This window comes from Parafrankia sp. BMG5.11 (assembly GCF_004337455.1).
In genome coordinates this window covers 19,383-37,373 of record NZ_SJXI01000016.1, presented here as the reverse complement: position 1 = coordinate 37,373, position 17,991 = coordinate 19,383, and the positions used below count along the sequence as shown (strand labels likewise).

The window sequence follows — 17,991 nt, the reverse complement described above, 5'->3', positions numbered from 1 at the left end:
TCCCGCCGGCGCGCCTTCTGGCACGCTCGGGCGGCATGAGCTGCGTCAGCCTGACGACCGACTACGGCCTGCTGGACGGTTTCGTCGCCGCGTGCCACGGCGTCCTGCTCCGGCTGGCCCCGGGGGTGCCGATCGTGGACGTGACCCACCTCGTGCCGCGCGGGGACGTCCGGCGCGGGGCCGCGGTCCTCGCTTCCACGGTGCGGCATCTGCCGCGTGGGGTCCACGTCGCCGTGGTCGATCCGGGGGTCGGCACCTCCCGGCGGGCGCTCGCCGCGCGCACGCCCGGTGGGTTCGTGGTCGGCCCCGACAACGGGCTGCTCGTGCCCGCCGCAGAGGCCCTGGGCGGGCTGCTGGCGGCGGTGGACCTCACCATGCCCGAGGGCATCCCGGCGACCTTCCACGGCCGGGACGTCTTCGCGCCGGCGGCGGCCGCGCTGGCCACCGGCCGCCCCCTGGACGCGCTGGGCGAGCGGATCGATCCCGCGTCCGTGGTGCGGCTGCCCGAGCCGTTCGCCCGCGTGCTGCGCGGGCCCGCCGGGTCCCGGCTGGAGGCGGATGTCCTGACCGTGGACGGCTTCGGCAACGTGGCACTGGCCGCGGCGGCGGAGCTGCTCACCCAGGCCGGCCTGCGGCCCGGCGACCGGGTCCGGCTGACCGCCGAGCGGGCCCGGCCGTCCGGCGACCGGGTTCCGCCGACCGGCGGGCAGATCCGGCCGTCCGGCGAGCGGCGAGCCGTGGGGGAGCCCGAGCTCGTGCCCGGGCCGGCGGGGCCGGTGGAGCTCGCCGTCGGCGTCACCTTCGGCTCCGTCGAGCCCGGGGAGCTGGTGCTCTACCTGGATTCGGGCGGTCTGGTCGCGGTGGCCCGCCGGGACGGCGACGCGGCGCGCAGCCTGCGGCTGGTACCCGGGGACAGGGTGATCATCACCCCGGCCTGAGCCCGCCGGCTTGACGGCGGAAGCGGAGGCCGGCCGGCTCAGGCGAAGCCGGCCGGCTCAGCGGGAACAGGGCGGCTCAGCAGAAGCCGGGCGTGCCGTACCAGGCGGCGGGGGCCTCCGGGACGTCGTCGCGCCGCACCGTGCCCTCGATCCGCCCGTAGGGACGGTCCGCGGCCAGGTAGACGGTGTTCGGGTTGTCCAGGCCGAACGGTTCCAGGTCGACCAGGAAATGGTGCTTGTTCGGCATCGACATGCGAATCTCGGCGACTTCCGGGAAAGCGGTGAGGACGGCCTCGCCCATCTGGTGCAGGGTCTGCTGCAGCGCGAGGCTGTGCTCGGCCGCGAAGGTCTCGACGAGCGCGCGCGGTATCCCGGCGGCGAGACGCGCGAAGTCGGCGCCGGACATGCCGTCCGCGTCCAGGTAACGCCACCGCGCTGTGACCTCGGTGGCGAGGATTCGATCGGACGTCTCGGCCAGGGTGGTGTACCGGTCGCGCGGGAATCCGTGGAACTCCGAGCCGGTTGACCTGAGAACGACCAGCCCGGCGAGTCCGGACACGGCGTGGACGGCGTCCGCCTCCACCGTGACCACGGTCGTTCGTGTTCCGCGTCCCGACCGGACGAAGGAGTGGTCGTGTTCCCGCCCGTCGACCGTGATCCGTTCCCACTCGTGCTGCTCGATCTCGATCCGCGCCCCGGTGATCCAGTCGGCGGTGGTCGTGAAATGCCGTCCCAGCCGGCTCGCGAACTGTTCGATCTCGCCTACGCCGCCTTCCCGGGCGAAGGCGTACACGACGTTCTTCTGGGTGTCGGTGGTGAGAACGTGGCTGTTGTCGCCGCGGGTGTGGGCGGCGGTGAAGTCGCCGCGCAGCGCGGTGGAGACCGTCAGGTCGGTGATCCGGTGCGCCGGTGTGGACCGGTCCACGTGGACGAGCCGTACCTCGGCCTTGCCGTACTGGTTCGGTCCGAGAACGATGGCCATGAGCACCTTCCGTGATCGAGCGGGGCGGGCCGGGCGGGGCCGTGGCGCACCGGTCGTGGCGCACCGGCCGTGGCGGTGCCACGGCCCGGCCCCGACCGCCGGACGCCCCATTCTGGTGCGACCGCGGGTGCGGTTCGGTTGGGGGACCGTTTCGGCGCCGTTTCCCGATCGGGCGCGGCTGATCTCTCCCGGGTGGGCCCGCCGTCCCGGCGGATGGCAGCCGTGGAGCGCGCGTTCGGGCGCCGGCCGGTGGGCCGGTGCCGGCGTATCCGTCGCATGGCACGAAAGGCTGGCTTCGTTCCGTGATTTTTGTGGCACTTATCGTTGCCATCGCTGTCTGATTACCGACAATGTGGCGGTGAGGGGCTTCCGTGTCGGGCCCGGTGCAGCCTTGGCGCGCAACGTCGGATAAGAGTCGTGCGTCGGATCAACCGGCGTGGGAGGGGTTTATGGCAGCTAGCCGGAGAGTGTCGCTCTCCGCAGTCGAAGTATTGACGAAAAGTAGTTGTCCGGCGAGTGTGGTGGGGTTTTCCCGTGATCGACGGGACGTGGTTCTGGGCTGTGGGTACGGTCCGCTCGTGAGTGGTCGAGCGAGCGCACATTCTGCTTCCAAGGCGTCGCTTTCCGTGGTGACATCGCGTTTCGTCATCCCCGCACTCCGCGCGGTGTCCGCAGGTCACGGCGGCCCGCTGTCCGGCAAGCCACGAACCGGCGCGATGCGTTGCCCCGCCTCACCGGTTCGGTCTTCGGAAGTAGGCCACGCATGTCCCGCTCGATGATGAGCTTGATACGCGCGCCCCGAGGCGCCGTTCCGTCCGGTTCCGGTTCTGATCAGGATCGGGCCTCCGACCGGAGGTGCTCGCCCGCCACCCGCCGTCCGCTGGTCCGGCGCCGGTCGGAGGCCGTGCGGCCCGCCGGGATCATCCGGTCGCGGCTCGCCGCGGCCTCCGGCGTGCTCGCCGCGGCCGTGGTCCTGGCTTCCTGCTCCTCCGGGGGCGGCGGGGGCGCCGGCCCGGCCCAGAACGAGCCACCGCGCCCGGCCGTGCCGACCGTGACGGTGACCCCGGCCGACGGCGCTGCCGGCATCGCGCTCACCGAGTCGATCGTGGTGAAGAGCAACGCGCCGCTGGCGTCGGTGACCGTGGCCCGCGGCGCGAGCCCGACGGAGAAGACCGACCCCGGCACGCTGGAGGGGACCTTCTCCGCCGACCGCCGGACCTGGACGTCCGCGGGTGGGTTGTTCTCCGACACCCGCTACGACATCCAGGCGGCCACCGCGCCGGTCCAGGGGCTGGACGGCACCAGGAACATCACGTCGAGCTTCACCACCGGCGTCCCGGACAAGGCGTTCAAGGTGTCGTGGGAGCCGGTCGCCGGTCAGACCGTCGGGGTCGGCGCCCCGATCAGCCTGACCTTCAGCGCTCCGGTCAAGGACCGCGCGGCGGTGCAGAGCCGCCTGGCGGTGAACGCCGACCCGCCGGTCCTCGGCGCCTGGAACTGGATGTCGGACCGGATGGCCGTGTGGCGCCCGCAGCAGTACTGGGCGCCCGGGACGAAGGTGCACGTGGAGGCCAACCTCGCGGGCTTCGACTCCGGCACCGGCTGGATCGGGGTCAAGGACCGCTCGATGGACTTCGCGATCGGGGCCGCCCAGATCAGCAAGGTCGACGCGGCCACCCACGTGATGCAGGTGTTCCAGAACGACCAGCTCGTGCGGACCATGCCGATCAGCGGTGGCAAGCCCGGGTTCCTGACCATGGAGGGCCCGCACAACGTGCTGGGCAAGGCCCCGATGGTGATCATGGACTCGGCGACGGTCGGCGTGCCGAAGGGCCACCCGGAGTACTACTACGAAGAGGTGCAGTGGGCCGTCCACTACACCAGCGGTGGGCAGTACGTGCACTCCGCTCCGTGGTCAGTGGCGTCGCAGGGCCGGGCGAACGTCTCGCACGGGTGCGTGAACGCCTCCCCGGCGGACGCGCAGTGGTTCTACAACTTCAGTCAGTTCGGCGACATCATCGACATCAGCAACACCGGTCGCCCGGCGGATACCCGGCAGCTCGGCAATGAGTGGTCCGTCCCGTGGGACATCTGGAAGGCGGGCAGCGCGTTGCCCGTTGACCAGCCCGCGGCCAGCGGTGCGCTGGCGGGCGCTGCGCCCGGCGCGGGGCTGCCCGCCGGTCGGACCTGACCGGCAGCCGCTCCCGCACCGAGGGCGGGTGGCCACGGAGGAACGTCTCCGTGGCCACCCGCCCTCGTCGTTCGAGATCTGCCGTCCGTGATTGGCTGGACGGCGCAAGCTGGACGGGGTGACGATGGCGGACGGACCGGAAGTCGAGGCGTGGTGGATCGGACGAACCGGGACAGTCGTGCGGAACGGGAAGCTCCAACGGACCCGGACAGTCACGCGGCCCGCGTGGATGAAGCGGACCGTGCCGGTCTGCCGGAGGAGAACGATCTGACGATTCCGAGCGACGGGGCGGCTCGGAGTGGCGGGGCCGCTACCGCCGGCGGGGTGGCGCGGAGCGACGGGACGGATCGGATGGACCGGGGGGAGCGGGTGGACCGGGAACGTCGCGCGGAGGCGCCGGCGGGCCTGCCGACGCCTCCGGGGACAGGCCGGTTCCGCAACCCGGCGACCGGCCTGCCCAGGCTGTGGGTCGAGGCCGTCGTCCTGGTGGGGCTCTACTACGTCTACACGGCCACCCGTGGCGTGGCGGGCTCGTCGGTCGGCGCCGCGACCGACATGGGCTGGGACATCCTCCGCCTGCAGCAGCACCTGCACCTCGACATCGAGCTCAGCCTCAACCGGTGGCTGCAGAGCATCCCGCCGCTGGCGGTCGCCTCCTGCTACTACTACTCGACCCTGCACTTCGTCGTCACGCCGGCGCTGCTGGTCTGGATGTACCGTCGCCACCCCGGCCGCTACATCCGGGCCCGGTGGGCCCTGGTCTTCACCACCCTGATCTCGCTGTGCGGCTTCTTCCTGTTCCCCACCGCCCCGCCCCGGCTCCTGCCCGGCACCTCGTATGTCGACACGATGTCGCACTTCGAGGGATGGGGATGGTGGAGCGGCGGCGCCAGCGCCGCTCCGAACGGCCTCGAGGGGCTGGCCAACCAGTACGCGGCCATGCCCTCGCTGCACTGCGCGTGGGCGCTGTGGTGCGGCTTCATGCTGGCCCGTTTCGCCCGCACACCCCTCGTTCGAGTGATCGGCTGTCTCTATCCCGCTGCGACCGTGTTCGTCGTGATGGCAACCTCGAACCACTACATCCTGGACGCCGTCGCCGGCTGGGCGGTGCTCGGCGTGAGCACGCTGCTCTCGCTGGCCATCACCGCCCGCGGCCGACGCCGGCCGGCTGAGGCTCCGCCGACTCCCGCTCCGGCCACCGCCGCGGTGCACCGGCCTGCCGTGGCGAAGACGGCGACGGCCGACGTGGCGAAGACGGCGACGGCCGACGTGGCGACCGCCGACAGGGCCGCCGCCGACAGGGCCGCCGGGACCAAGGTGGCCGGGCGCCCGGGCCTGGAGCCTGACGTGGGCCAGGCCTCGGGCTGACCGGGAGCCTGGCTCAAGGCTGGTGGCTGGGGGTCGGTGGCCCGCCGGGCCGCCGGTAGGCCCTGCGGGCGGGTGGCGTTCCGTGGCCGTCCGATCGGTAGTTTTTTCGCCACCTTCCCCCGGTGCGTTCCCGATGTCGGGGATGTGCGAAAGTTGCTTTGCGCTGCGATGATCCGCGTCGCCGGCCGGGTTGCCGGGCGTCTGGCCGGGTCGGCGCCGCGCCCCGGGCGGGCTCCTCGTGATCCTGCTCGGCACGGCTACAGATCATCCCGCACGACAGTCCCGTCCGACAGGCCTGTTCCACCGTCCCGTTCGACATCGAGCACGGAGCATCCATGTCCTCGCCCGCGGTGGCGTTCCCGCGGCGCCCCCGTCTGGTGGCGTTCGCCGTCTCGTTGATCATCGCCTGGCTGCTGCTCGGGCTGGGGGCGCTCTGGCTGCGGCGCGGGCCGATCGAGAATGACCTGACCGGCCGGGCGGCGGACGCCGTCCGCTCCGCGGGCGCCACCCAGGTGCGGGTCAGCGCCGAGGGCCGGGAGATCGTGCTGCACGGCCGCTTCGACAGCGCCGAGGACGCCCGCCGGGCGGCGGCGGCGGCCGCCGTCTCGGGCAGCAGCTCCGTCCGGCTGGCCGCGGACGCCGTCATCGCCTCGGAGCCGGCGCAGCCCCTCGTGGTCGGGGTGGAGCAGCGCGCCGGCCGGGCGCCGGCCGGGGTGGTGCTGAGTGCGACCGTGCCGGACAGTGCGACCCGGGCCGCCCTGCTGGGCGCGGCGGCGGACGCCGCCGGCGGCGTCGTCTCCGCGACGGTCACGGTCGACCCGCGGGTCGCGACGCCGGCCGTGGAGGCGTTCGGTGACGTGGCGAGGGCGTTGGGCACCGGGCCGGGCGTCCGCTCGGTGACGATCGACGGCTCGTCGGTCGTGCTGTGGGGGAGCGCCCCCGACGACGCGGCACGGGCGTCGATCGGGGCGGCGGTCCTGGCCGCGGCCCGGCAGTCGATCCCTGGCGCGTCCCTGGAGAACCGGCTTGCCGTCGGCTCGGGCGCCACCGTGGCCCTCGACCCGGCGACGGGCGAGATCCTCCGGCCGGCCGCGCCGGCCCCGGCCACCGCGCCACGGTCGGCGCCGACCCCGACCCCGACCCCGGCCCCGGCGACCGCGCCGGCGCCCGGCACGACCGGCGGCGCCGGGCGGGCCGCCGCTGGCAGCGCGGACAGCACCCGGGCGGCGCTGCGGGCGGCGCTCGACGGCACTGCCCTCACCTTCCCGGTGGGTGACACCGTCCTCGGCGCCTCGACGCGCTCCGGTCTGGACAAGGTGGCCCGCGCGTTGCTGCCCGGTGACCTGACGGTGATCGTCGGCGGGCACACCGACAGCACCGGTCCGCGGGCCCTCAACCAGGCGCTCTCGATCGACCGGGCCCGCGTCGCGCGCGAGTACCTGGTGATGCGGGGGGTTCCCGCGGAGCGGATCCGTGCGGCCGGCTTCGGCCCGGATCAGCCGATCGCGGACAACGCGAGCACGTCCGGCCGCGCGGCGAACCGCCGGGTCGACGTGACACCGGTCGCCGACTGATTCCTCCGAGCACCGAGCACCGAACACCGAGGACGTCCGAGCCCGCGTCTGGCGAACGTCCGCAACCGCTGTCCACCGGAGGTCCGGTAGGTGTCCAGCGGAGGTCCTGCGAGCGTCCGCCGGGGCTCCGGCGAGCGCCCGGTGACGAACAAAGTTGGACGTATCGCCTCATACCGGGACGTCGACTGTTCGTGAACCGATGCCGTCCCGGCGGGTTGGTGGGCCCGGGCGTGGTAGGTAGTGCCGTATGGGCGACTCAAGTATGGGGCTACACGAGCCGGCGGACGCGCTCACGCCCGGCGTCGTCGATCGCCACCGGGCGATCACGTCGCTGATGGAAGAGCTGGAAGCGGTCGACTGGTACGACCAACGGGTGCAGGCGGCCACGGATCCGGAGCTGGCCGCGGTGCTGGCGCACAACCGGGACGAGGAGAAGGAACACGCGGCGATGACGCTGGAGTGGCTGCGTCGCCGCGACCCCGTCCTCGATTCGCAGCTGCGCACGTATCTGTTCACCTCGGTCCCGGTCACGGAGGTCGAGGAAGAGGCGATGAGCGACGAGGGACCCGACGGCGACGCGGCCGCGCGCGCCACGGAGCCGGCGGACGGCTCGCTGGGGATCGGTAGCCTGAAAGGTGTGAGCGAGTGAACCATCTTCTGCGTGGGCATGCGCCCCTGAGCGAGGAAGCCTGGAAGGCCGTCGACGAGGAGGCCCGTTCCCGCCTCACGACCAACCTCGCCGCCCGCAAGCTCATCGACTTCGCCGGACCGCACGGGTGGGCGTACTCGGCCACGCCGATCGGCCGGGTGACGGCGCTGCAGGCGCCGCCGGGGGAGGGCGTGCGTGCCCGGCTGCGCCGGGTCCTGCCCGTGATGGAGCTGCGGGCGGCGTTCTCCATCGACCGCGGCGAGCTGGACGCGATCGACCGCGGCGCGGACGACATCGACCTGTCGGCGCTGGAGGAGGCGGCCCGCCGGGTCGCCACGACCGAGAACTCCGTCGTCTTCCACGGCTACGCCGAGGCGGGGATCATCGGCATCACCGAGGCGTCGTCCCACCCGGTGCTTGAGCTGGGGGCCGACACCGACAGCTACCCGCGCACGGTCGCCAAGGCGGTCGCCCTGCTGCGCCGGGCGGGTATCGGTGGGCCGTACGGGCTGGCCATCGACCCGGACGGCTACACCGCGATCCTGGAGGCCACCGAGCACGGCGGCTATCTGCTGCTCAACCATCTCAAGCAGATCCTCGACGGCCCTGTGGTGCGGGCTCCGGGGGTGCGCGGCGCGGTGGTGCTGAGCCAGCGGGGCGGTGACTTCATCCTCGAGTCGGGCCAGGACCTCTCCGTCGGCTACTCCTCGCACACCGCCGAGGAGGTCGAGCTGTACCTGGAGCAGAGCTTCAGCTTCCGGGTCACCGAGCCCGACGCGGCGGTCGCGCTGGTGTCGAGCACGGACCGTCCGGCCAGCCAGGCCTGAGTCGCCAGGCCTCGACGGTGGCCGCTGGTTGTGCGCAGCGTTCGCGTGATGGCGAATCGCGTGCCCGGCGGTCACTGTCGGTCCCGGTTGCTAGCGGTAGGTGTGTGAAGTAGGTAAGGCTCTCTTGCGTCCGGTGCCCGTTCCGTGGCACTCTATCGATAAGGGAAGCCTTAGCTAAGCCTGATCCTTGGCGCGACGGAGTTTCCCGGAACGGCGAAGAAACGTTTGCCGGCGGCTCCGACGCCGGCCAGTCCGGGCGTGGTGAGGTGCGGTGCTGGTCTGCTCATGCTTTGCTGTCTCCGACCGGACGCTACGGAGCGTCATCGCGGCGGGCGCCTATGACGCTGACGAGATCGGTGCGAGGTGCGACGCCGGCACGGGATGCGGCGGATGTCTCGAGGAGATCGACGAGCTGCTCGACGAGGCGATGCCGCGTCGGCGGTGTCCGGTTGCCAGATCAGCCTAGTGACCCACCGGGGCCTCCTGGGATGTGATCTCGGTGGCCCGGAGTGGATCTCCGCCGCCGGCCGCAGGGCCTCCCGCACCACTCGCGAGCTTGCGTCGCGGAGTGGTCGGGTTCGTCTGCCGCGCCGGTGACGACATCGCTGCCGGACGTCGGCCGAGTCGTCCCGGGGGCGGCTCCGGGCGACCCTCGCGGAGGTAACCGGCGGTGCGTGGCGACGAACAGATCGTCGAGAGCCTGAACGCTGTTCTGACGAACGAGCTGACCGCGATCAACCAGTACTTTCTGCATTCGAGAATGCAGCGTAACTGGGGATATCGGTATATATCAGAGCATTACTACCACGAGTCGATCGATGAGATGAAGCATGCGGACAAGCTCATCCACCGCGTGCTCTACCTGGGCGGACTGCCCAATCTCCAGCGGCTGCACACGCTGCGTATTGGTGAGACCGTGCCCGAGCAGCTGGGGCTCGACCGCACCCACGAGACGAACGCGGTCGACACGCTGCGCGAGGCGATCGTGCTGAGCCGCACGAAGAACGACATCGGCTCGGCCGTGCTCCTGGAAGAGATCCTCACCTCCGAAGAGGAGCACATCGACTGGCTCGACTCCCAGCTTGAGCTCATTTCCCAGCTCGGCGCGACCGAGTACCTCTCCCAGCAGATCCGCGAGGACTGAGCCGGGCCGGACGGTGACGGACAGGAGGCGGGGCGCGGCGTACGGCCGATGAACGGTACGCCACAATGCCCCGGACCACACCTGTGTGCGTCCGTGGGGGCGGCCGCGCGGGTAGGCCACCTGCATCGAGGACGGCGAGATGAGCGACAAGGGTGGAGCCCAGCCGACGGAGACCGACGAGTCTCACGCCGTGCCCGGCCCCCGGGACGACGACCACTCGGGTGGCACGGCGGCCTCCGGGCCGGCCGCGCCCGCCGAGGGGTCGGCCGACAAGGCCGCGGCCGACACCGCGGCACCCGACAGCACGGCGCCCGATGCGGCCGGTCCCGCCGCGGTGAGCGCGGCGGACAAGCCCACGCCGCCCGAACCCACGCCGGCCACCCCTGCGCCGGCCACCCCTGCGGCGTCCACGCCCGTGCCGGCGTCGGATCTGCCGGCCGGGGTCGTCGCGGCGGTGGCCACCGTCGACGGAACCGGCGGTGGCGGTGGCCGCGCGCGGCGGCCGCGGATTCTCTACCTGTTCGCGGGCCTGGCGGTGCTCTGGCTGCTGCTGGGCATGTTCGGCGGCCAGTACCAGGCCAAGCTCGCCGAGGTGCAGAAGAACGACAACGCCGCGTTCCTGCCCGGGTCGGCCGAGTCGACCCGGGTGGCGGACGAGTCGGAGAAGTTCCGGTCCGTCCAGACGCTGCCGGGATTCATCGTCTACCAGCGCGAGAGCGGCCTGACCGCCGCCGACAAGGCCAAGATCGCCGCGGACGCCGAGGCGTTCCGCGCCGTCCCGGGCGTCGACCCGGACCAGTCCGCCGATCCCCAGTTCTCCACCGACGGTACCGCCGCCAACGTCTCCGTCCCGCTCGTCGGCAAGAAGGGCGACGTCGAGGTCACCGGCGACGAGCTGGTCGACGTCGAGAACGCGGTCGTCGACATCGCGAAGAAGGACCTCCCCGACGGCCTGACCGTGCACAGCGCGGGGCCTGGTGGCCTGCTGGTGGCGTTCATCGAGGCGTTCGAGGGCATCGACGGCGTGTTGCTGCTCGCCGCCGGCCTGGTCGTGATCGTGATCCTGCTTGTGGTCTACCGGAGCCCGGTGCTGTGGTTCTTCCCGCTCTTCAGCTCGGTGCTGGCCCTCGGGGTCTCGGTCCTGATCATCTACCCGCTGGCCAAGCATGACGTGCTCACGCTCAACGGGCAGAGCCAGGGCATCCTGTTCGTCCTGGTGATCGGCGCCGGCACCGACTACGCGCTGCTGCTGGTCAGCCGGTACCGAGAAGAGCTGCACACCCACGCCAGCCGAGTGGAGGCGATGATCACCGCGTGGCGCGGTGCGGCGCCGGCCATCGCGGCGTCGGCCGTCACGGTCGTGCTCGGCCTGCTGTGCCTGTACCTGGGCGAGCTGAACTCGAACAAGAGCCTCGGGCCGGTCACCGCGATCGGCATCGCCTGCACCGCGCTGGTGATGTTGACCTTCCTGCCGGTGTTCCTGGTGCTGTGCGGCCGGTGGGTGTTCTGGCCGCGCATCCCCCACTTCGACCAGCAGGCCGACCTGGCCAGCCACGGCGTGTGGGCGCGCTTCGCCGGCGGGCTGGTGCGCCGGCCGCGGATGGCCTGGGTCTCCACCGCGATCGTCCTGCTGGCCTGCGCCGGCGCGATGACGACGCTCAAGGTCGACGGCCTGTCGACGACCGACAGCTTCACCAACGACCCCGACGCGATCCTCGGCCAGGAGATCTTCGACGCGCACTTCAGTCAGGGCTCCGGCGCGCCGGCGGTGATCACCGCCGGCGTCGACCGCAAGGACGAGGTCATCGCCGCCGCCGAGAAGGTCCCGGGGGTGTCCACCGACCCCGGGGCGGTGTGCGTCCAGATCGACTACGCCAAGGTGGCCCGCGCGATCGCCACGGGCAGCCCGCAGCTGCGGCCCGGGGCGGACGGCTGCCTGCCCGCCAGCCTCCAGGTCTCCGAGGTCGACGGGCGGATCGCCGTCGAGGCGACGATCACCCACCGTTACGACACGCCCGAGGCCTACGACACGGTCAAGGCGCTACGGGCCGCGCTGCACCCGATCGCGGGCGCCGACGCCCTGGTCGGCGGGCAGTCGGCGATCAACTACGACACCCAGCAGGCGTCCGCGCACGACCGGAACCTGATCATCCCGATCGTGCTGGTCGTCATCCTGATCGTGCTCGGGGTGCTGCTGCGGGCGCTCGTCGCGCCGCTGCTGCTGATCGCCACCGTGGTGCTGTCGTTCGCTGCCACGCTCGGCGTGAGCGCGCTGGTGTTCAACCACGTCTTCGGCTTCGCCAACGCCGACCCGGGCTTCCCGCTGTTCGCCTTCGTGTTCCTGGTCGCCCTCGGCATCGACTACAACATCTTCCTGATGACCCGGGTGCGGGAGGAGACCCTCGAGCATGGAACACGGTCCGGCATCGTCCGCGGGCTGTCCGTCACCGGCGGCGTGATCACCTCGGCGGGGGTCGTGCTGGCGGCGACCTTCGCCGTCCTCGGGGTGCTGCCGCTGGTCTTCCTCGCCGAGGTCGGGTTCGCGGTGGCCTTCGGCGTCCTCATGGACACGATCGTCGTCCGCTCCATCCTGGTGCCGGCGCTCAGCTACGACATCGGGAAGAAGATCTGGTGGCCGTCGAAGCTGGCGAAGTCGGCCGACTGACCCTCGCCGGCCGCCAGGGACGCTGGGTCGTCGCGGCGGCGGTGCTGGGCTCCGCACTGGCGTCGATCGACGCGACCGTCGTCGGCATCGCCCTGCCGGCACTCGGGCGCGCGTTCGACGCCGACCTTGCCGCCCTGCAGTGGGTGGTCAACGGCTACGCGCTGGCGCTCGCCGGGCTGCTGCTCGTCGGCGGCTCGCTCGGCGACCGCTACGGGCGGCGGCGGGTCTTCGCGGTCGGCGTGGTCTGGTTCGCGCTGATGTCCCTGGTGTGTGGGCTGGCACCGAACGTGGAGATCCTCGTCGCCGCCCGGGCGCTGCAGGGCGTCGGCGCGGCCCTGCTCACCCCGGCCAGCCTGGCGATCCTGCAGGCGTCGTTCGACGAGGCCGACCGAGGCCGGGCGATCGGCGCGTGGACGGGGCTCGGCGGGGTGGCCACGGCCGCCGGACCCTTCCTCGGCGGCTGGCTCATCGAGGCGTTCTCCTGGCGGCTGATCTTCCTGATCAACCTGCCGCTGGCCGCGGTCGTGGTCGTGGTCGCGGTGCGCCACGTCCCCGAGAGCCACAACCCCGACGTCCGCGGGCGGCCCGACCTGTTCGGCGGCGCCCTGGTGACCGCCGGTCTGGTCGGCGTCGTGTTCGCGCTCATCGACGGCCCGGCCAGCGGCTGGACGTCCGCCCCGGTGCTGGTCGGGCTGGTCGGCGGGGTCGCGCTGCTGGCCGGGTTCGTCGCCCGCGAACACCGGGCGGCCGACCCGGTGGTCCCGCTGGAGATGTTCGCCTCCCGGCAGTTCACGGCCGCGAACGCCGTCACCTTCCTGCAGTACGCGGCGCTGGGCGGGGCGCTGTTCCTGCTGCCGATTCAGCTCCAGCAGGTCAGCGGCTTCAGCCCGCTCGCCGCCGGGACGGCGCTGCTGCCCGTCACCGTGATGATGCTGCTGTTCTCCGCGCGGGCCGGCGCGCTGGCCACCCGGATCGGGCCGCGGCTGCCGATGACGGTCGGCCCCGTCGTCGCCGGCGCCGGTCTGCTGCTGGTCACCCGGGCCGGCCCGGACGCCTTCTACCTCACGGACGTCCTGCCCGGCGCCGTCGTGCTGGGCCTCGGGCTCGCCACCTGCGTGGCCCCGTTGACGTCCACCACGCTCGCCGCGGTGCCGGCGCATCATGCCGGGGCGGCGTCGGCGGTGAACAACGACGTCGCGCGCACCGGCGGCCTGGTCGCCGTCGCCGTGCTGCCCGCCCTCGCCGGGCTGGGTGGCACCGCCTACCTCGACCCGGCCCTGTTCGACCGCGGGTTCCGCCGGGCGATGGTCATCTCGGCGCTGGTGTGCGCGGCCGGCGGCCTGGTCGCCGCGCTCGGCATCCGCAACCCGCGCCGGCCGGCCACCGAGCTGCCGGCGGCGGAGCGGGCGTCCGCGCGGATCGGGCGGCAGGCGGGGGAGCGGGTCTGCTGCCCACTGGACGCACCCGGCCTGCGTGCCACACCGGGCCCGGGGTCCCCCGCGGGCCCGCCCGCCGTCCCGGGCGGGCCCGCCGGCTGACCTCGGAGCTGACCTCGGAGTGGAATGCCGGCCGGCCCCGTGGTTGGCTCAGACCAATGGACGACACGAAGATCTTCGAGCGCATCGACTCCCTGGTGGCGGAGGAGCACGAGCTGCGCCAGCGGCGCACCCAGGGCCAGATCGACGCGGACGCCGAGTCCGACCGCCTGGCCGAGCTGGAGCAGACCCTCGACCAGTGCTGGGACCTGCTGCGCCGGCGCCGGGCGGCCCGCGCGGCCGGCGAGGATCCGGAGGAGGCCCGCGCCGGCTCGGGCAACCAGGTGGAGGGCTACCTCCAGTAGGCGGCCCGGCGGTCAGCCGTCCCTTCCGGAACGCCCGCCCCGGTCGTCTCCGGGCTGGTCGTCGGTCCCGTGACCGTGGCCGTCTCTGGACCGGCCCCCGCTGTGGTCGTCTCCGGAGCGGCTGCCGCCGGGGTTGTCGTCGGCGGGCCGGTCGAGAGTCGTTCGGTCGTCGGCGCCCTGTCCACCGCGGGAGTCGGCGCGCCCGCCGGTCTCGGCGCGGCGCACCTGGCCGGTCCGCGCATCCACCTCGAACCGGTAGCAGGTGCCGTCCCGGAGGACGCCGACCTTCCAGACCACGGCGCCGTGCTCGATCTCCCGCTCGACGCCGGCGACGCTCCCGCCGCCGGCCTCCCGCAGCGCGATCCCACCGGCCCGCTCGGCGCTCACCTGCTCGGTCCCGGCACCGCCGGTGGACGGCTGACCGGCGGTGCCGGGGGCCGACGGGGCCGAGGTCCCGCCACCCGCCGAGTCGTCCGGAGCGGCGGAAACCGACGCGGTCGCCTGCGGGGTGGTGGTGGCCGAGGACGTCGCGAACGCGGTGATCCCCGCCGGAACGGCCGGGCCCGGGTCGTCCGCGCCCGCGGCGAGCGCCGTGCCGGTCGCCGCGGCCGCGGCCAGCACACCGACGCTGACCAGCACCGCCGCGCGGCGGGTCCGCAGGCGCTCCCGCACCTGCCGGGCGGACGAGCGGGGGTTGATCCTGCTGGCCATGTGAACCTCCTGTGTGCCGCACCGGACAGGCAGCCCGCCTGGTTACGGTGCCGTCCGTCGCGTTCGCCTGGCACTGAGGTTCGCGCCGATCACGCTAGGGCCGCGCTTTCCGGACGCTAAGGGGCCGTTAAGGCACCCGGCTCCCCGCCGCACCGTTCGGGCGGAGGAAGGCGACGGCGAGGAGCAGTCCGGCGACCATCAGGATGGCGCCGCCGATCCAGGTGAGGTGGTAGCCGGCGGTGAGGGCCTCCGCCGGCCCGGCGCCGCCGTCCGCCGCGTTCCCGGTGCGCCACGCCGCCAGCGTGGTCAGAACCGCCAGCCCCAGCGCCCCGCCGACCTGCAACGTGGTGTTGGCCAGGCCGGAGGCGAGCCCGGCGTCGTTCGGCGGCACCCCGGTCATGCTGAGCTGGGTGAGCGCCGGCAGCGTCAGGCCGCCCCCGCACCCCAGGACGACCGCGACCGGCAGCACGTCCGTCGCGTAGGCCGCGTCCGGGGCCAGGCGGGACAGCAGCCACAGGCCGAGGCCGAGCAGGACGAGACCGGGCAGCAGCACCAGGCCCGCGCCGAAGCGGTGGGCGAGCCGTCCCGAGAGCCCGAGCGAGAACGCGCCGATCGTCGCCGCGATGGGCAGGAACGCCAGGCCCGTCTCGGCCGGCCCGTAGCCGAGGACACGCTGCAGGAACAGCGCGAGCACGAACTGGAAGGCGAACAGCCCGCCGGCCATCAGCGTCTGGACGATGTTCGCGACGGTCAGCGGCCGGGAGGAGAACAGCCGTGGCGGCAGCAACGGGTGAGCCGCCGTCGCCTGGCGGGCGGCGAAGGCGGCCAGCAGGGCGAGGGCGAGTGCGCCGAGGCCGATGGTCCGGGCGGAGGCCCAGCCCGCGTCGGCGGTGCCGACGATCGTGTAGACGCCGAGCATGAGACCCGCGGTGACCAGCGCCGCCCCGGGAGCGTCCGCGCCGGCGCGCAGGCCGAGACCGCGCTCGGCGGGCAGCACCCGCAGCGACAGCACGACCGCGACCGCGCCGATCGGCACGTTCACGAAGAAGATCCAGTGCCAGGTCAGCGTCTCGACGAGCAGGCCGCCGGCGAGCAGGCCGATCGACGCCCCGGCGGCGCCAACGAAGCTGAACACCCCGATCGCCCGCGCCTGCTCCCGAGGCTCGGGGAAGGCCACCACGATCATCCCGAGCACCACCGACGAGGACAGCGCCCCGCCCACGCCCTGCACGAACCGTGCGGCGATCAGCATGCCCGCGCCGGTCGCCAGCCCGCAGAGCAGCGAGGCCACGGTGAACAGCACCAGCCCGGCGACGAAGACCCGCCGGCGGCCGACGAGATCCCCCACCCGGCCGGCGAGCAGCAGCAGACCACCGAAGGCGACCAGATAGGCGTTGACGACCCAGGCCAGACCGGACGTGGAGAAGCCCAGGTCGTCCTGGATGGTGGGCAGCGCCACGGTGACGATGGTGCCGTCCAGGATGACCATGAGCATCGACGCGCACAGCACGATCAGCGCGAGCAACCGGGAGCCGGCGGCAGGCGGGGCTCCCACGTCGGGATGCGGCGATGTCCGGCCGGCTGTGGCCGGACTCGCGTCCGCCCGGTCGGGAGCGTCTGACAGGTCCGGCACGGTCGGGTTCGTCGTCGTGCCCGCCGGTGAGGACAGGGACTGGGACATGGACTCTCCTTGGGGCATTGTTTGTAACTGACGCCACGGGATGTTCCGGGGATCATGTTCTGTGACCATGCTGCGGGAGCGGCCGGACCAGCGGAAGAAGGCACTTTCATGTCCCAGCGGCACACGGATGTGACCGTGGAACGGCCACCGGCGGCCCACCCCCTGTCAGCGCGGCCCCTGCCAGCGCGGCCCCTGCCAGCGCGGCCACTGCCAGCGCAGCCGCCGTCGGCGCAGCCGTCGCCGGCCGAGACCTGCGGCGAGCTCGCCCCGGCGCTTGTCGAGGCGTGCCCGATCATGGAGGTCCTCGACCAGGTCAGTGGCAAGTGGAGCATCGGCATCCTGGTCGCGGCCGCCCACGGTCCGGTTCGCTTCACCGAGCTGGAACGCACCGTCAACGGCATCAGCCGGCGGATGCTGACCCTCACCCTGCGTCGGCTCGAACGCGACGGCCTGCTCGTCCGGAAGGTCTACCCGACCGTCCCGCCGAAGGTGGAGTACACGGCGACGAGCGCCGCCCGCGAGCTGTTCGGCCCGCTGACCGCGCTCACCGAGTGGGCGGAACGTCACCGGACGACCATCGCCCAGGCCCGCCATGTCTACGACCTGGAGAACGCAGAGAAGGGGTCGGCCGCAGGCTGAGACGGCATCTTCCCTGGTAGATGGCCCCGACCGCACTCCGAGTCCCGCTTTCCGACCTGCGGCAGGCCACCTTCGTCCGGGTCCGCAGCTCTCGGTTCAGTTCCCGGAGCGACACGCGCCTCGTCATCGAGCGCGATCAGGCCCCACCGCTGACCATGCAAACGATGAGCTGGGACGAGAAAGCCCTGGAAGGTTGCTGCGGTCGGCCAGGTGGTTGAGCGCGTGCGCGACCTCGCGCAGCTCGGGCGGCCCGGCCGCCCCGTCGCCGCCGCGGCGCAGCACGGCGCGTACCCGCGCGTCGAGCTGTCCGGCCGTGAACGGTTTCACCAGGTAGTCGTCGGCGCCGGCGTCCAGGCCCCGGACGATCTCCGCCTCGTCGTCGCGGGCGGTGGAGATGATCACTGGGACGCGGCTGACGGCCCGCAGCATCCGCAGCAGCTCCAGCCCGTCGAGGTCGGGAAGGCCCAGATCGAGGACGACGAGATCCGGCCGGTCGTCGAGCGCGCCCCGCAGGCCGGCCATGGCCGTCCCGGCCACCGCGACCGTGTGACCGGAGTCCCGGAGCGCGCGCAGCAGCAGGCGGGAGATCGCCGGATCATCCTCGATCAGCAGAAGCCGGGCCACAGCGGCGCGGGTCGGTGGCAGGAGGCGGCGCACCACACTCGCCGTCGTGGGCTGGTTGGTCGCGGCCGTCGCGGCGACGCTGACCGGCCTCGCCGCGATCAGCGTGATCGGCGACGGCATCACCGACCCGTCCGGCGAGGTGATCAGCGAGGCGCGGC

The 17,991-nt window shown here is 72.9% G+C and carries 15 protein-coding genes and 1 pseudogene; 12 read left to right on the top strand and 4 right to left on the bottom strand.

The features are described from left to right. Window positions 1-35 precede the first annotated feature (35 nt). Window positions 36-938 carry an S-adenosyl-l-methionine hydroxide adenosyltransferase family protein gene (locus tag E0504_RS12805; RefSeq protein ID WP_112104575.1) on the top strand — a complete coding sequence of 301 codons (903 nt, stop codon included), beginning with the start codon at window positions 36-38 and terminating at the stop codon, window positions 936-938. A gap of 76 nt (window positions 939-1,014) precedes the next feature. Here the strand turns inward: E0504_RS12805 and pucL are convergent, their stop codons facing one another. Continuing rightward, the gene (pucL, locus tag E0504_RS12800) at window positions 1,015-1,920 is read right to left on the bottom strand and encodes a factor-independent urate hydroxylase (RefSeq protein ID WP_020459844.1); all 906 of its coding nucleotides are present in this window, start codon (window positions 1,918-1,920) and stop codon (window positions 1,015-1,017) included. A 763-nt stretch (window positions 1,921-2,683) separates the two neighbouring features. On the opposite strand from pucL, the gene E0504_RS12795 reads away from it, so the two are divergent. From E0504_RS12795 to E0504_RS12745, 10 genes are all read left to right on the top strand, one after another. Then, window positions 2,684-4,111 carry an Ig-like domain-containing protein gene (locus E0504_RS12795; protein ID WP_112104576.1) on the top strand — a complete coding sequence of 476 codons (1,428 nt, stop codon included), beginning with the start codon at window positions 2,684-2,686 and terminating at the stop codon, window positions 4,109-4,111. Window positions 4,112-4,336: 225 nt separating this feature from the next. Next, window positions 4,337-5,479, top strand: a complete 1,143-nt coding sequence (locus tag E0504_RS12790; RefSeq protein ID WP_373693896.1) for a phosphatase PAP2 family protein — start codon at window positions 4,337-4,339, stop codon at window positions 5,477-5,479. 335 nt (window positions 5,480-5,814) lie between these two features. Continuing rightward, complete coding sequence (locus tag E0504_RS12785; RefSeq protein WP_131624597.1) at window positions 5,815-7,053, top strand: OmpA family protein; 1,239 nt, start codon at window positions 5,815-5,817, stop codon at window positions 7,051-7,053. A gap of 247 nt (window positions 7,054-7,300) precedes the next feature. Further along, window positions 7,301-7,702 (top strand): encapsulin-associated ferritin-like protein, encoded by a 402-nt coding sequence (locus E0504_RS12780; RefSeq protein ID WP_071062513.1) that lies wholly within the window; start codon window positions 7,301-7,303, stop codon window positions 7,700-7,702. Continuing rightward, window positions 7,699-8,529: a family 1 encapsulin nanocompartment shell protein gene (locus E0504_RS12775; protein ID WP_020459849.1), complete on the top strand. Its 831-nt coding sequence runs from the start codon at window positions 7,699-7,701 to the stop codon at window positions 8,527-8,529. The genes E0504_RS12780 and E0504_RS12775 overlap by 4 nt, the downstream gene beginning before the upstream one ends. Window positions 8,530-8,800: 271 nt before the next feature. Further along, window positions 8,801-8,995 (top strand): bacterioferritin-associated ferredoxin, encoded by a 195-nt coding sequence (locus E0504_RS12770; RefSeq protein ID WP_112107986.1) that lies wholly within the window; start codon window positions 8,801-8,803, stop codon window positions 8,993-8,995. A 204-nt stretch (window positions 8,996-9,199) separates the two neighbouring features. After that, a complete protein-coding gene (gene bfr, locus E0504_RS12765) occupies window positions 9,200-9,673 on the top strand; it encodes a bacterioferritin (protein WP_020459851.1) in 474 nt (157 codons plus the stop codon). A 556-nt stretch (window positions 9,674-10,229) separates the two neighbouring features. After that, on the top strand, window positions 10,230-12,338 hold the full coding sequence (locus tag E0504_RS12755; RefSeq protein WP_368672103.1) for an MMPL family transporter: 2,109 nt from the start codon (window positions 10,230-10,232) through the stop codon (window positions 12,336-12,338). Next, the gene (locus E0504_RS12750) at window positions 12,305-13,876 is read left to right on the top strand and encodes a DHA2 family efflux MFS transporter permease subunit (RefSeq protein WP_112107987.1); all 1,572 of its coding nucleotides are present in this window, start codon (window positions 12,305-12,307) and stop codon (window positions 13,874-13,876) included. Before E0504_RS12755 ends, E0504_RS12750 begins: the two co-directional genes overlap by 34 nt. A 56-nt stretch (window positions 13,877-13,932) precedes the next feature. Continuing rightward, window positions 13,933-14,178: a DUF2630 family protein gene (locus E0504_RS12745; RefSeq protein WP_071062507.1), complete on the top strand. Its 246-nt coding sequence runs from the start codon at window positions 13,933-13,935 to the stop codon at window positions 14,176-14,178. A 12-nt stretch (window positions 14,179-14,190) separates the two neighbouring features. Here the strand turns inward: E0504_RS12745 and E0504_RS12740 are convergent, their stop codons facing one another. Both E0504_RS12740 and E0504_RS12735 read right to left on the bottom strand, forming a co-directional pair. Continuing rightward, a complete protein-coding gene (locus E0504_RS12740; protein WP_131624595.1) occupies window positions 14,191-14,889 on the bottom strand; it encodes a PepSY domain-containing protein in 699 nt (232 codons plus the stop codon). A gap of 127 nt (window positions 14,890-15,016) precedes the next feature. Next, on the bottom strand, window positions 15,017-16,570 hold the full coding sequence (locus E0504_RS12735) for an MFS transporter (RefSeq protein WP_235014420.1): 1,554 nt from the start codon (window positions 16,568-16,570) through the stop codon (window positions 15,017-15,019). A gap of 294 nt (window positions 16,571-16,864) precedes the next feature. On the opposite strand from E0504_RS12735, the gene E0504_RS54205 reads away from it, so the two are divergent. Next, window positions 16,865-17,209: a helix-turn-helix domain-containing protein gene (locus E0504_RS54205; RefSeq protein ID WP_071062617.1), complete on the top strand. Its 345-nt coding sequence runs from the start codon at window positions 16,865-16,867 to the stop codon at window positions 17,207-17,209. A 249-nt stretch (window positions 17,210-17,458) separates the two neighbouring features. Here E0504_RS54205 and E0504_RS54200 read toward each other — a convergent pair. After that, window positions 17,459-17,833 (bottom strand): annotated as a pseudogene (locus E0504_RS54200) (response regulator transcription factor); the annotation flags it as partial. Window positions 17,834-17,991 lie beyond the last annotated feature (158 nt).

What these genes read in the sequence shown, in the direction of transcription:
- E0504_RS12805 (WP_112104575.1), top strand. Translation starts at nt 36, where the DNA reads ATGAGCTGCGTCAGCCTGACGACCGACTACGGCCTGCTGGACGGTTTC.
- pucL (WP_020459844.1), bottom strand. Translation starts at nt 1,920, where the DNA reads ATGGCCATCGTTCTCGGACCGAACCAGTACGGCAAGGCCGAGGTACGG.
- E0504_RS12795 (WP_112104576.1), top strand. Translation starts at nt 2,684, where the DNA reads ATGTCCCGCTCGATGATGAGCTTGATACGCGCGCCCCGAGGCGCCGTT.
- E0504_RS12785 (WP_131624597.1), top strand. Translation starts at nt 5,815, where the DNA reads ATGTCCTCGCCCGCGGTGGCGTTCCCGCGGCGCCCCCGTCTGGTGGCG.
- E0504_RS12780 (WP_071062513.1), top strand. Translation starts at nt 7,301, where the DNA reads ATGGGCGACTCAAGTATGGGGCTACACGAGCCGGCGGACGCGCTCACG.
- E0504_RS12755 (WP_368672103.1), top strand. Translation starts at nt 10,230, where the DNA reads ATGTTCGGCGGCCAGTACCAGGCCAAGCTCGCCGAGGTGCAGAAGAAC.
- E0504_RS12745 (WP_071062507.1), top strand. Translation starts at nt 13,933, where the DNA reads ATGGACGACACGAAGATCTTCGAGCGCATCGACTCCCTGGTGGCGGAG.
- E0504_RS12740 (WP_131624595.1), bottom strand. Translation starts at nt 14,889, where the DNA reads ATGGCCAGCAGGATCAACCCCCGCTCGTCCGCCCGGCAGGTGCGGGAG.
- E0504_RS12735 (WP_235014420.1), bottom strand. Translation starts at nt 16,570, where the DNA reads ATGTCCCAGTCCCTGTCCTCACCGGCGGGCACGACGACGAACCCGACC.
- E0504_RS54205 (WP_071062617.1), top strand. Translation starts at nt 16,865, where the DNA reads ATGGAGGTCCTCGACCAGGTCAGTGGCAAGTGGAGCATCGGCATCCTG.